Annotated in this window: 12 protein-coding genes; 7 read left to right on the top strand and 5 right to left on the bottom strand. The window is 72.5% G+C overall.

The genetic code is table 11. The features are described 5' to 3' along the window. Window positions 1–48 precede the first annotated feature (48 nt). Window positions 49–1,509, bottom strand: a complete 1,461-nt coding sequence (locus ADK36_RS35090) for an FAD-dependent monooxygenase (RefSeq protein ID WP_048585445.1) — start codon at window positions 1,507–1,509, stop codon at window positions 49–51. 115 nt (window positions 1,510–1,624) lie between these two features. On the opposite strand from ADK36_RS35090, the gene ADK36_RS35085 reads away from it, so the two are divergent. Next, complete coding sequence (locus tag ADK36_RS35085; protein WP_053200442.1) at window positions 1,625–2,206, top strand: TetR family transcriptional regulator; 582 nt, start codon at window positions 1,625–1,627, stop codon at window positions 2,204–2,206. A 173-nt stretch (window positions 2,207–2,379) separates the two neighbouring features. Here the strand turns inward: ADK36_RS35085 and ADK36_RS35080 are convergent, their stop codons facing one another. The 3 genes from ADK36_RS35080 to ADK36_RS35070 form a co-directional block, all read right to left on the bottom strand. Beyond that, entirely contained in the window at window positions 2,380–2,637 is a 258-nt protein-coding gene (locus ADK36_RS35080) for a hypothetical protein (RefSeq protein WP_048585443.1), read from the bottom strand. Between the two features lie 103 nt (window positions 2,638–2,740). Beyond that, on the bottom strand, window positions 2,741–4,867 hold the full coding sequence (gene malQ / locus ADK36_RS35075; RefSeq protein ID WP_199830314.1) for a 4-alpha-glucanotransferase: 2,127 nt from the start codon (window positions 4,865–4,867) through the stop codon (window positions 2,741–2,743). Next, window positions 4,868–5,107, bottom strand: a complete 240-nt coding sequence (locus ADK36_RS35070) for a hypothetical protein (RefSeq protein WP_048585482.1) — start codon at window positions 5,105–5,107, stop codon at window positions 4,868–4,870. 245 nt (window positions 5,108–5,352) lie between these two features. Between ADK36_RS35070 and ADK36_RS35065 the strand changes: the two genes are divergently transcribed. The 3 genes from ADK36_RS35065 (at window position 5,353) to ADK36_RS35055 (ending at window position 8,064) form a co-directional block, all read left to right on the top strand. Beyond that, window positions 5,353–5,886 carry a PadR family transcriptional regulator gene (locus ADK36_RS35065; RefSeq protein ID WP_048585442.1) on the top strand — a complete coding sequence of 178 codons (534 nt, stop codon included), beginning with the start codon at window positions 5,353–5,355 and terminating at the stop codon, window positions 5,884–5,886. Beyond that, window positions 5,883–6,581 (top strand): ABC transporter ATP-binding protein, encoded by a 699-nt coding sequence (locus ADK36_RS35060; protein ID WP_048585441.1) that lies wholly within the window; start codon window positions 5,883–5,885, stop codon window positions 6,579–6,581. Before ADK36_RS35065 ends, ADK36_RS35060 begins: the two co-directional genes overlap by 4 nt. 124 nt (window positions 6,582–6,705) lie before the next feature. Continuing rightward, window positions 6,706–8,064, top strand: coding sequence for an FtsX-like permease family protein (locus tag ADK36_RS35055; protein WP_048585440.1), 1,359 nt, complete (start codon window positions 6,706–6,708; stop codon window positions 8,062–8,064). Between the two features lie 151 nt (window positions 8,065–8,215). Here ADK36_RS35055 and ADK36_RS35050 read toward each other — a convergent pair whose 3' ends face one another. Continuing rightward, entirely contained in the window at window positions 8,216–8,752 is a 537-nt protein-coding gene (locus tag ADK36_RS35050; RefSeq protein ID WP_030049754.1) for an HNH endonuclease, read from the bottom strand. A gap of 317 nt (window positions 8,753–9,069) precedes the next feature. Between ADK36_RS35050 and ADK36_RS35045 the strand changes: the two genes are divergently transcribed. The 3 genes from ADK36_RS35045 (at window position 9,070) to ADK36_RS35035 (ending at window position 13,054) form a co-directional block, all read left to right on the top strand. Next, on the top strand, window positions 9,070–10,164 hold the full coding sequence (locus ADK36_RS35045) for a mechanosensitive ion channel family protein (protein WP_048585481.1): 1,095 nt from the start codon (window positions 9,070–9,072) through the stop codon (window positions 10,162–10,164). Window positions 10,165–10,372: 208 nt separating this feature from the next. Then, complete coding sequence (locus tag ADK36_RS35040; RefSeq protein ID WP_053200440.1) at window positions 10,373–11,683, top strand: MFS transporter; 1,311 nt, start codon at window positions 10,373–10,375, stop codon at window positions 11,681–11,683. 159 nt (window positions 11,684–11,842) lie between these two features. Continuing rightward, window positions 11,843–13,054 (top strand): ROK family transcriptional regulator, encoded by a 1,212-nt coding sequence (locus ADK36_RS35035; RefSeq protein WP_048585438.1) that lies wholly within the window; start codon window positions 11,843–11,845, stop codon window positions 13,052–13,054. The last annotated feature ends 51 nt before the right edge of the window (window positions 13,055–13,105 follow it).

Below are 13,105 nucleotides of genomic sequence, written 5' to 3'. Positions count from 1 at the left end.
AACCAGGTAGTCGCCAACCGGCCGACGGGCGGTACGCGGAGGCCCCGTTCACCCCACGTGCGCGGCGAGGGCCGCCCAGACCGCCCGCGTGTCCACCCCGTCCGCCGCCCACGCCACGTATCCGTCGGGCCGCACCAGCACGGTCGTACGGCGGTCGCTCGCCCAGCGCTCCACGGACAGCCGGTCCTCGCGGGAGCCCTGGTCCGAGGACACCTCCGCGGCCTTCGGGGTGATCAGCACGAACCGCCCGCCGCGCAGTGCCTCGTACAGCCGGCCGCCCTCCAGCGGGACGTCGGGGACGCGGGTGCCGACCAGGCGGTGGGAGCCGCGCGGAGCGGCGTACCGGTAGCCGATGCCCGAGATCTGGGCCAGGGCCTTCGCCTGAGCGGGCCGGGCGGCGTTGACGAAGGCGGAGACGAGGGCGCGTACGGCACGCAGGGCCGGGTTCCGGGCCCGCGCCAGCCGGACCAGCCCGCCGCTGCTGCGCAGCACCGCCTCGCCGACCGGGTGGCGCTCGGCCTGGTAGGTGTCCAGAAGGCTCTCGGGCGAGCGGCCCTTGACGACGGCGGCGAGCTTCCAGCCGAGGTTTGCCGCGTCCTGGAGGCCGGTGTTCATGCCCTGGCCACCCGCCGGCGAGTGGACGTGCGCGGCGTCACCGGCGAGGAGGACCCGTCCGACCCGGTACTCGGGCGCCTGACGCTCGTCGCTGTGGAAGCGGGAGAGCCAGCGCGCGTCACGCATGCCGTAGTCGGTGCCCAGGGCGCGACGGGTGACCTCCTTGACCTCGTCGAGGGCGAGCGGGGCGTCGTCGGGGACCTCGTGGCGACGGTTCCAGCCCATCACGCGGTACCAGCCGTCACCGAAGGCCACGATCATCGCGAAGGCGTCGCCGGCCCCGTTGACGGTGAGCACGCTGTCCGGCCGCTCGGCGAGGCGTACGTCCGCCAGGAACAGGGACTTGATGACGGAGACGCCGGGGAAGGGCTGGCCGACCGCCCGGCGTACGGCGCTGCGGTGGCCGTCCGCGCCGACGACGTATGCGGCTCGGTGGGTGACGACCTCCCCGTCCGGGCCGCGCACGTCGAGGTCGACCCCGCTGTCGTCCTGCCGCAGCCCGACGACCTCGCTCTCGTGGCGGAACTCGACGCCGAGCTCACGCGCCCGCCGCTCCAGCAGCCGCTCGACCTCGTACTGGGGGGTGATGAGGAGGAACGGGAAGCGGGACGGCAGCGTGCCCAGGTCGAGAGAGAGGCGGCGGAAGAGGCGCAGTTCGGTGATGGTGCTGCCGGTGGCGAGCAACTCGTCGGCCAGGTCGCGGGCGTCGAGCTGTTCCAGGGTCCGGGCGTGCACGCCGAAGGCGCGGGAGAGGTTGCTGATCTCGTGCGGGCGCTTCTCGACGAGGGTGACGGGGACTCCGGCGGCGGCGAGGTCGCCGGCCAGGAGAAGCCCGGTGGGGCCGGAGCCGACGACGAGCACGGGGTGGGTGGGGTTGGTGCCGGTGCCGTTCATAGTGGCCTCCTGGATGCCAACAGTTGTTGGTCAACGCTTGTTGGCAACGATAGAGCCGCACCGATGAAGACGTCAACACTTGTTGGCCCACGCATGTTGACCTACGCTTGTTGGCATGATGCAGGGCAAGCCCTCCACCCCAGCACGCCGCTCCGACGCCACCCGCACGGCGATCCTCGAAGCGGCCCGCGAGCGCTTCGCGGCCGACGGTTACGAGCGCGCCACCATCCGCGCGATCGCCAAGCACGCGAACATCGACCCGTCGATGGTGATGCGCTACTACGGCAACAAGGAGGGCCTGTTCGCGGCGGCCGTCTCCATCGACCTGAAACTGCCGGACCCCGCGTCGCTGTCCCGGGACGACGCCGGACGGACGCTCGTGACCCACTTCGTGGACATGTGGGAGAAGAACGAGGTGCTCACGGCCCTGCTCCGGGTCGGCGCGACCAACCAGGCCGGGGCCGAGCGGATGCGGGGCATCTTCGCGGACCAGTTGCTGCCGGTCGCCCGTCGGGCCTGCCCCGACCCTGAACAGGCTCCGGCGCGGGCCGCGCTGGTGTCGTCGCAGCTGCTCGGGCTGGCGCTCACACGCTACGTGCTGCGGTTCCCGCCCTCCGTGGCCCTGGCCCCCGAGGAGATCGTGGCGTGGCTGGCGCCCACGGTGCAGCGGTATCTGACGGCGCCGTACCCGGCGTGAGGGTCAGCCGGCGTGAGAGCCACCCGGCGTGAGCATCACCGGGCGTGAGGGTCCCGCCGGAGAACATGCCGAGGGCGCCGACCTCGTCGACGTACGGCGGATGCGCGTACGCACGACGGGGCCGGCGCCCTCGGGGAAAGCTGAGGAGGGGCCGAGCCGGGCGGAAGCCCTGATCAGGCCTTCGCCTTGGCCTTGGCCTTCGGCTGGCGGTCCGTGGAGCGGTCCAGGACCATCACGAGGCCCGCGATGACCGCGAACACCACGAGGGGGGCCAGGACGAACTGGCCCAGCGTCTCGATGACGCTCAGGCCCGGGCCGGGGTCGTCACCGTCGTCACGCGTCAGCGCGAGCGCGGGGGACGACATGAGCAGCATCATCAGCGTCGTACCGGCGGCCAGGGCGCCGGCGCGCAGGGCGTTCTTCTTGTCCACGGGGCCAAAAGTACCGAACCCCACGAGGGGCCGCGCGCCCGGGGTGCCGTATGAGGCGATCCGCCCCCCAGCGTTGGGGGTGCGGTCAGTCCCGCCCGACAGGTCAGGATCCCGCTCCCGATCCCGCCCGCAGCACCTCCACCAACGCCCGCACCCGGGCCGACCCCGCCAGTTCCTCCAGCGTCACCGCCTTGCCCTCCGCGTCCGCGATCGGCAGCCGCCAGTTCGGGTACTGGTCCCAGGTCCCCGGCAGGTTCTGCGGGCGGCGGTCGCCCACGCCGTCCGGGAGCCAGACGCCGACCATGCGGGCCGGGGTGCGCAGCAGGAAGCGGTGGACGGCCTGGATCTCGGCCTCCTCCTCCGAGGTGCACTGCCCGCCATGGGTGCCCCGCAGCAGGCCGAGCCGGGACAGCAGCTCCAGCCACTCGCCGGTGTCCGCCGCCGCTTCGGCCCGCTCCTGCTCCAGGGGGCGGGTCAACAGGCCGAGGCCGTCGCGGAGTTCGACGTGGTCGCCGGTGAGGCGGGCCGCGGTGGGCGGCAGGTCGTGGGTGGTGACGGTGGCGAGGCAGTCGGCGCGCCAGGAGTCCGGCGACAGGGGGCGGCCGTCGCCGTCCCAGTCCCGTTCGAACCACAGCACCGAGGTGCCGAGCACACCCCGCGAGCGCAGCGTCTCCCGCACCCCCGGCTCCACCGTGCCGAGGTCCTCCCCGATCACCACCGCCCCGGCCCGGGATGCCTCCAGCACCAGGATCGCGAGCATCGCCTCGGCGTCGTAGCGGACGTACGTCCCCTCCGTGGGCGGCTGCCCCTGCGGCACCCACCACAGCCGGAACAGCCCCATCACATGGTCGATGCGCAGCGCGCCCGCATAGCGGAAGAGCGCCCTGAGCAGGCGGCGGTACGGCTCATATCCCGACTCGGCCAGCCGGTCCGGCCGCCAGGGCGGCAGCCCCCAGTCCTGGCCGCGGGCGTTGAAGGCGTCCGGCGGGGCGCCCACCGACATCCCGGCCGCGAAGTACTCCTGCTGTGCCCAGGCGTCCGCGCCCCCGGGGTGCACGCCGACCGCCAGGTCGTGCACGATCCCGACCGGCATCCCCGCCTCCCGCGCGACCCGCTGGGCCTCGGCCAGCTGGCCGTCGGTGAGCCACGCGAGACGGCAGTGGAAGTCGACCCGGTCCATCAACTCGCCCCGCGCGCGGGCGGTTTCGGGCGACCGTGGATCCCGTAGCCCCGCCGGCCACCGCGGCCAGTCCGAGCCGTGCACCTCGGCCAGCGCGCACCAGGTGGCGTGGTCCTCCAGCGCCTGGCCCTCCCGCGCGAGGAAGTCGACGTACGCGGCCCGTCGTCCCGGCCCGAGCGGCACCTCGCGCAGCAGCTCCAGCGCCTCCCGCTTGGCCTCCCAGACCGCGTCCCGGTCGATCAGTTCCCCCTTCTCCAGCACCGCCGCACGCAGCCGCCCGGCCCGTTCCAGCAGCGCCCGCACCCGCTCGCGGTCCTCGACGTACGCGAACTCGGGCACGCCCTCGACCCGCAGATGCACCGGGTCGGGGAAGCGCCGGGAGGACGGGCGGTACGGGGACGGGTCGGTCGGGGCACCGGGCACGGCCGCGTGCAACGGGTTGACCTGCACGAATCCGGCGCCGAGCGCCCGGCCGGCCCAGGCGGCCAGCTCGGCGAGGTCACCGAGGTCGCCCATGCCCCAGGAGCGGCGGGAGAGGAGGGAGTAGAGCTGGACCAGAAGGCCGTACGAGCGGCCGGCGGGCGTGCGCAGGCGGGGCGGGGCGACGACCAGGTGGCTGGTCGCCGTACGGCCGTCCGGGGTGGTGGCGGTCAAACGGTGCACGCCGGGCGGGAGTTGGGCGACGGCGGTGCGGGTCTCGCCCTGTTCGGTCTCGATGCGCAGCCGGGTGCCGGAGGGCAGCGTGGCCAGCGCGTCGGGTTCGGTGCCGCCCCAGCACACCGTCGTCGGCGGCAGCAGCCGCTCGCGCAGCTCCCGCTCCCGCGCGGCGCGCGCGGCGGCGACGGCACCGGGCGTGCTCGCGTCGACGTCGAGGGCGGCCAGCGCGAGGGTGAGGGCGGCGGCGGAGGCCGTGACCGTGCGGTCGGCGGACGGCTGGTAGGAGGTGGCGACGCCGTGCAGCTCTGCGAGCCGCGACAGGTCGTCGGAAGGGAGACCTTCGGGACCCGCTGGGTCCTCGGCAGGGGCTTCGGCCGACCGCTGTCCTGTCATCTACGGCCTCGTGGAGTACATGTCCAAGTCCATACCGGTGTCCATACCCAGGTCCATGCCCATGTCCCAGGTCGCGGCCTCGCTCGTCAGCGGCGCGGCGTCGGCGAGCGGCGGCTCGCTGGTGAGGGGCTCGGCGTCGGGGAGGGGTGGTTCGCTGGTGAGGGGGGTTTCGAAGCAGGCGCCCTCGGCGCTGAAGACGCAGGCGTGCATCCCGGGTTCGGTGAAGACGCCTTCGTACATCTCGGGCTCGATGGGCGCCTCAGGTTTGGACAGGGCCGATGCTGTGGCCACGGGGACCTCCTTGTCGAGTACGACGTGGGTTACCGCAGCCCTACCCAGCGGACGCGACGGCAGACGTGCAAAGAGAAACAACGTGCCTCTCCTCACATTCTGTTCCGCACATCCTGTTGCGAAGGCAGCCCCTCCCGGACCATTTTCCTGATCACTATTCACTCAGTACATGTACTCAGTACATAATGATCCGCATGAGCACCCGCCACATCCTGTTGGGGCTGCTCGCCACGGGGCCGAGCCATGGCTACGACCTCAAGCGACGGCACGACGAACGCTTCCCGCAGGCCCGCCCGCTGGCCTACGGGCAGGTCTACACGACCTTGCAGCGGCTGGTCCGCGACGGACTCGCCGAGGTCGACGGCATCGACTCGGACGGCGGCCCGGAGCGGACCGTGTACCGCTCCACGGAGGACGGAGCGCGTGAACTGACCGAGTGGGCCGGGAAGATCGCGCCACCCGCGCCGTTCGTGACGAACGAGATCTTCGCCAAGGTCGTCGTCTCGATCCTGTCCGGCGGCGACCCCGACGCCTATCTGCGCGCCCAGCGCGCCGCCCATATGACGCGGATGCGCGAGCTCACGGCGGTCAAGACCGCGCAGGGCAGCGATCTCGCGACCGTCCTCTCGGCGGACTACGCCCTCAACCACCTCGACGCCGACCTCCGTTGGATGACGACCACGGCGGCCCGGCTCACCACCCTGACCGCGGAGGTCGACGCAGGATGAGCAATACAACGGGAAGCGCGGTGCCGCTGCTGGCGGCCCGTGACCTCGTCAAGGCGCACGGCAGGACACAGGCCCTGCGCGGCGCCTCCATCGAGCTGCGGGCGGGCGAGATCCTCGCGGTCACCGGCGCCAGCGGCGGCGGGAAATCCACGCTGCTGCACTGTCTGGCCGGCATCGTCCGCCCGGACACCGGTGCGGTGACGTACGACGGGGAGCGGCTGGACCAGTTGCCGGAGAAACGGCTGAGCGAGCTGCGGCGTACGGAGTTCGGCGTGGTCTTCCAGTTCGGGCAGCTGATCCCCGAGCTGACGGCCCTGGACAACGTCGCCCTGCCGCTGCTGCTCGCCGGTGCCCGACGGCAGGAGGCGCAGGCGAGGGCCGGTGAGTGGCTGGAGCGGTTCGGGGTGCGCGGGCAGGAGGAGCTGCGGCCGGGCGAGATGAGCGGCGGCCAGACGCAGCGGGTGGCCCTGGCCCGTGCGCTGGTCACCGGCCCGAAGATCGTCTTCGCGGACGAGCCGACCGGGGCGCTGGACTCACTGGCGAGCGAGCAGGTGATGACGGCCCTGACACACACGGCCCGCGAGTCGGGTACGGCGGTGCTGCTGATCACGCACGACGCCCAGGTGGCGGCGTACGCGGACCGCGAGGTGCGGCTGGCCGACGGGACCGTGGCGCCGTTGGAGGTGGCGGCATGAGGAACGAGCTCTGCGGCGGCGGGAGGATCGCCGCCCGACCGGAGGCGGCGGTAGTGAGACCCGCCGGACTCGGCGACGGATTCCGACGTCGCGGCGCGACCGTGACCGGCCCGGAGGTGACCTCATGAGCACCGACCTTCGGCTGGCCTGGCAGCTCACCCGGGGATCCGACCGGCGCGAGTGGTGGCGGGTCGGACTCACCGCGGTCGGGGCGGCGCTGGCGACCGGGTTCGCGCAGGCGGGCGTCGCGCTGGCCTCGCTCGACGGCTACAACAGCGTGCCGCTCGCGCACGGCCTGCTGCACGCCCCGGGACAGCGCTCCGGGGTGATCTTCAGCCTGGCACTCCTTCTCATCCCGGTGCTCGGCTTCCTCGGCCAGACCGCGCGGATCGGCGCCGTCCACCGCGACCGGCGGCTCGCCGGGCTGCGGCTGGCCGGGGCCGCTCCCTGGCAGGTGCGCCGGATCGCCGCGCTGGAGACGGGGATCGCCTGTCTGCTGGGCTCGGCGCTCGCCACCGCGGTCGCGGTTCCGGTACTGCTGTCCTTGTGGACCAGTCCGACCGCTCTCGCCTGGGCGGGGATGACCCTGGTCGCCCTGGCGGTACCGGCGCTGGGCGCGGCGGCGGCCGCGCTGGCGTTGCGCCGGGTGGTGGCGTCACCGCTCGGCTGGGTGCGCCGGGTGCGGACCGCCCAGCGTCCGGGGCGGGTGTTCCTGGCGGGGGCCGGGCTGCTCGCGGTGTTGGCGGTACTGACCTTGCTGACCCCCGTGTTCGACAGGCCCCACGTGTTCTCCCCCCTCCCGGTGATCATCCTGGCCATGACCCTGCTCGTCGGTGCCGCGGCGGTGTGGCTGACGGGCTGGTCCTCCGGCCTGCTGGGCCGCACCCTCGCGGTCCGGGCCCAGCGCCCGGCCCTGCTGATCGCTGCGGAACGGCTGCGTGACGACCCGTGGGCGGCGGCCCGCACCCACGGGGCCGTGCTGCTGGTGACCGTGGTCGGCACCGGCTTCGTGGGAGTGCGGCAGGTGCTGCTCGCCGATCTGCACGGCATGCGGCGCGAAGGCCAACTGGGCATGCGCATGGAGTTCTACACGGCGGGCCTCGATCTGACGGCGGCCGCGATCCTCGTCGCCCTCGGGATCGTCCTGTCGGCTCTCGCCGTCGGTACCGCCGAGTCCCTGGCTACCCGGCGCCGGGGCCTGGCGGTGCAGAACGCGGCCGGGGTGCCGCGCGGGGTGCTGGCCCGGGCGCTGTTCCTGGAGACCGCGCTCCCGCTGATCCCGGCGGTCGTGGCGGCGGGCGCCGGCGGCATGGCGATCGGGGCTGGGTACGCGTCGATCACCACGGAGTACGTGGTGCCGGACGTGCCGTACGTCTCCCTGCTGGTTCCCCTCGCGGTGTACGCCTGCTGCCTGCTTGCGGCGGCCACCTCACTGCCCCTGCTGCACCGCTCGGTGCGCCCGGCGGAGCTGCGGTACGTGTGACAGCGGTACCGCGGCCCGCGCGAGAACCGGGCCGCGGCCCGGAGGAGAACGGCCGCACGGCCACGCAGCCGTCCGGCCCCGGGGGCACGGGGGACCCTCGGGGCCGGACGGTTGCAGGCGCCGCACAGCAGGTATGCGAAGGCCCGGGTCGTCAGGCGGAAATGCCGTCGATCCGGGCCATGGCGTCCTCCGCGCCGAATGGCTGCAAATACGGCAGCCAGCGCGGGTCCCTATGCCCGGTGCCGATGATGCGCCAGGCGAGACCGGTGGGTGGAGCGGGTTTGTGGCGCAGCCGCCAGCCGATTTCGAACAGGTGTCGGTCGGCCTTCACGTGGTTGCAGCGGCGACACGAGGCCACCACGTTGTCCCAGACGTGCTTGCCCCCGCGGCTGCGCGGGATGACGTGGTCGACGCTGGTTGCGACGCCACCGCAGTACATGCACCGGCCCCCGTCACGCGCGAAGAGCGCCCTGCGGGTAAGAGGAACGGGCCCCCGATAGGGAACCCGGACGAATCGCTTGAGCCGGACCACGCTGGGTGCGGGGACTGTGACGGTCGCGCTGTGCATGAAGGCGCCGGACTCCTCGAGGCATACGGCCTTGTTCTCGAGGACGAGGACGAGCGCGCGGCGGAGCGGTACGACGCCGAGTGGCTCGTACGACGCGTTGAGGACCAGGACATGCGGCACGGATGCCTCCTTGGGCGTCGGCGGCGCGTGGCTCGCGCCGGGACGATCTGTAGTCAGTCTCCCCTCTTGCCTGGTGAAAGCGCCACCATGTGCCGGTAACGGGCTGGGAGTGTTTTCGACCACATCTGATTCATCCCCAGGACGACGAACTGTTCATCCCACCAGTTCATCCCCAGGTGGGCACCATTTCTCCCTCGAACATGGCGCCGATCCACACACGATGCCCCGATAGTGTGGTGGGCCTGCCCTGCCGGTGACCTTTTCGTGACCTTGACCGCATGCCGATGGGGCGGACGCTGCACCTGGAGGTACCTTCCGTGTCCTTGCCCGCCGGCCTACTCGCCGCCGCTTCGACCCCGTCACCCACCCCCTCGGAGTCGACGACCCCCGCGGTTCCCTCGATCCAGGACGCCCACGAGAGCGCGACCCAGGCCGCGAGCTGGGTCGAGCAGAACTGGTCGACCTGGCTCGCGATAGGTCTCAAGGTCCTGCTGATCCTGGTGATCGCGGCGGTGCTGAGAGTGGCGATCCGACGGGCGATCACCAAGCTCATAGACCGGATGAACCGCACCGTGCAGGCGGTCGACGGCACGGCGATCGGCGGCCTCCTGGTCAACGTCGAGCGCCGCCGTCAGCGCTCCCAGGCGATCGGCTCGGTCCTGCGCTCGGTGGCCAGCTTCCTGATCATGGGCACGGCCGCGCTGATGGCCCTGTCCGCCTTCGACATCAACCTGGCCCCACTGCTCGCCTCCGCCGGTGTCGCGGGCGTCGCGATCGGCTTCGGTGCCCGCAACCTCGTCACCGACTTCCTCTCCGGTGTCTTCATGATCCTGGAGGACCAGTACGGCGTCGGCGACTCGATCGACGCCGGCGTCGCCTCCGGTGAGGTCATCGAGGTGGGCCTGCGCGTGACCAAGCTGCGCGGCGACAACGGCGAGATCTGGTACGTCCGCAACGGCGAGGTCAAGCGCATCGGCAACCTCTCCCAGGGCTGGTCGACGGCCGGCGTCGACGTCACCGTCCGCTCCTCCGAGGACCTGGACAAGGTCAAGGGCACCATCGACGCGGTCGCCGAGAAGATGAGCAAGGAGGAGCCCTGGAACGAGCTCCTCTGGGGCCCGATCGAGGTCCTCGGCCTGGACAGCGTGCTGCTGGACTCGATGGTCGTCCGCGTCTCCGCGAAGACCATGCCCGGCAAGTCCCTGACCGTCGAACGCGAACTGCGCTGGCGCGTCAAGCGCGCCTTCGACGCGGCCGACATCCCGATCGTCGGCCGCGCTCCCGTCCTGGTGGACGGCGAGCCCACGGCGGACCCGACGGCGGGCATGGCCGCCCCCTCGGCCTACGCCAACACCTCCTCACCCCAGGCCCAGGCCGCGACGCCGCTGGCACCGCCGAGCGTGACGAAGTAGCGGCCCCTCGACGATCGCGTGATCGCGCTCCCGCTGGTCGAGCTCCGGACGAAGGACAGCGACGGGTGCGACGGGCACGACGGGCAGACACAACCAACGGTTGTGCGGCTCTGCCCCTCGGTTGTTTGCCCTGGGCGTGTCCCGCTGGCTTGGATGTCCCGGGTCAACGCGCGGTTGTGCGGGGCGGGACGGGCAGGGCGGTGGACAGGTGGCGGGCGGCGGGCGGTCGTTGGGGCGGCGGTTCGGGTGGCTGTGGGCGGCGTACGCGGTCAGTACGTTCGGCACGCGGCTGGCCTTCGACGCCTTCCCGCTGATCGCGGTCGTCGTCCTGCACGCCGGGGCGACCGAGGTGGCGCTGCTGGCGGCCTCGGGGCTCGCGGTCGGAGCGGTGGTGGCGGTGCCGCTCGGGGCGTGGGTGGAGTTCCGCCGGAAGCGGCCCGTGATGATCGCGGCGGACCTGGTCCGGTGCGCGGCGCTGCTGAGCGTCCCCGCCGCGTTCGCGCTGGACGAGCTCGGCCTCGGCCAACTGCTGGTGGTGTCGGTGGTGGTCGCCGCGGCGGACATCACGTTCGGCGCGGCGAGCGGGGCGTATCTGAAATCGCTCGTGCCGCCGGAGGACCTGCTCGTCGCGAACGGCCGCTTCGAGGCCACGACATGGACGGCCACCGCGCTCGGCCCACCGCTCGGCGGGGTGGCGATCGGCGTGTTCGGCCCGATGACGACCGTACTGGCGGACGCGGCCAGCTATCTGCTGTCGGCGCTGGGGATCCGCGCGATCAGCGGTAAGGAAAGGCAACAGACCGGCAGCCGACAGGCCGAAAGGCACCCGGCCGAAAGGCAGGCGACCGACAGGCAGGCGACCGACAGGCAGTACCCCTCCCCCGCCGCCCCCGCCGGTCTACGCATGAGTGACCTCCCGGCAGGCTGGCAGCACATCCTCACCCACCCCACCCTGCGCCCCCTGTTCCTCAACACCCTCCTGGTCAACGCCCTGATCATGGCGCCGGCCCCGTTGCTCGCCGTCCTCATGCTCGGCCAACTCGGCTTCGCCCCCTGGCAGTACGGCCTCGCCTTCGCCGTGCCCTGCCTGGGCGGCCTGCTGGGCTCGCGCCTGTCCCGGCGGCTGGTCGCCCGGCACGGCCGACACCGTGTCCTCCTCACCGTGGGCACCCTGCGTGCCTGCTGGCCGGTCGGCCTGGCCTTCGTCGGCCCCGGCACCCCCGGGCTGCTCCTCGTCATGGCCGTCGAGTTCGGCCTGATCACCTGCATGGGCGTCTTCACTCCGGTGCTCGCCACCACCCGCCTCGACCGGACCCCGCCGGACCGGACGACCCGCACCCTGTCGGCGTGGTCGATCACCAGCAGGACGACGACCGCGACCATGACGGCACTGTGGGGCCTGCTGGCGTCGCAGACCGGTCCGCGCACGGCGATCGCCCTCGCCGGAGTCCTGCTGCTGGCGACACCGCTCCTGCTCCCCCGGCACGAGCAGGTGGCCCAGCACAGCGGCGCCACGTAACGACTGGGTCGCCTGGTATAGACCTCTCTTGACGCCACCTTCCGTTCGGGTCTACGTTCCTCGACAACCAGACAGGAAACTTTCCTAACAGTGATCCTGGATGGACTTCCGTCGTAGATCGCTGAGAAGCTGGTCAGCCGAGAGGCAGGTGTCGATCCCATGGCAGGAACCGCCGGTACGCCGGGCACCCCACGCGTCCTGCGCGCCATGAACGACCGTGCCGCCCTGGACCTCCTCCTGGAGCACGGGCCGCTGTCCCGCACGCGGATCGGCAAGCTCACCGGCCTGTCCAAGCCGACCGCCTCCCAGCTGCTGGCCCGCCTGGAGGCCGCCGGCCTCGTGCTGGCGACCGGCACCACGGAGGGCCGCCCCGGCCCCAACGCCCAGCTGTACGAGGTCAATCCGACCTCCGCGTACGCCGCGGGGCTCGATGTCACTCCCGAACGCATCCTCGCCGCCGTAGCCGATGTCACCGGCCGCACGATCGGGTCGTACGAACTGCCCACCCCCGGCAGACGCCCGGCCCACCCCGTGGTCCGGCAGGTCACCGACGCCCTGGACGGCGCGGTGAAGGCGGCGGGCCTCGCCCGCGACGACGTCCGCCGGCTCGTCATCGGCACCCCCGGCGCCTTCGACCCCAACACGGGCCGGCTGCGCTACGCCTCCCACCTCCCCGGCTGGCACACCCCCGCGCTGCTCGACGAACTCGCCGCGGCCCTGCCCATGCCGGTCGAGTACGAGAACGACGTCAACCTCGTGGCGGTGGCCGAGCAGCGGCTCGGCGCGGCCCGCGGTCACGAGGACTTCGTACTGCTGTGGAACGAGGGCGGCCTGGGTGCCGCCCTGGTCCTCGGCGGCCGGCTGCACCGCGGCTGGACCGGCGGCGCGGGCGAGGTAGGTTTCCTGCCGGTTCCCGGCACCCCCCTGGTCCGGCAGGTGACCAAAGCCAACAGTGGCGGCTACCAGGAACTCGCCGGTTCACAGGCGATCCCCCGGCTCGCACACGAGCTCGGCATGTCCCACGTCCCGTCGACGCCGTACCCCGAGGCCGCCGCGACCCTCATCCAACGGGCCGCCACCGAGGACACCGTCATGCACCGGCTGCTCCTGCAGACCTACGCGACCCGGCTGGCCACCGGTCTCGCCTCCCTGGTCTCCGTCCTCGACCCCGAGCTGGTCGTCCTCAGCGGCGCCTCGCTCACCGCCGGCGGCGAGGTGCTGCGCACCCTCGTCCAGGACGAGCTGGAGGAACTGGCCGCGGCCCGCCCCCGCCTCGTCGTCGGCGACGTCCGTGAACACCCCGTACTGCGGGGTGCGTTGGAGAGCGCGCTCGCGACGACACGCGACGAGGTCTTCGACACCGGCCGCTGACGGCCCGCCTCTCTTCAACGCCTCAGCTCCACCCCTCGGCCCCCCACAGCC

Origin of the sequence: Streptomyces viridochromogenes (assembly GCF_001270495.1) — a bacterium.
Taxonomy (GTDB): domain Bacteria; phylum Actinomycetota; class Actinomycetes; order Streptomycetales; family Streptomycetaceae; genus Streptomyces; species Streptomyces viridochromogenes_A.
The sequence above is the reverse complement of the archived record's forward strand: the minus strand, read 5'-3'. Positions and strand labels throughout refer to the sequence as shown.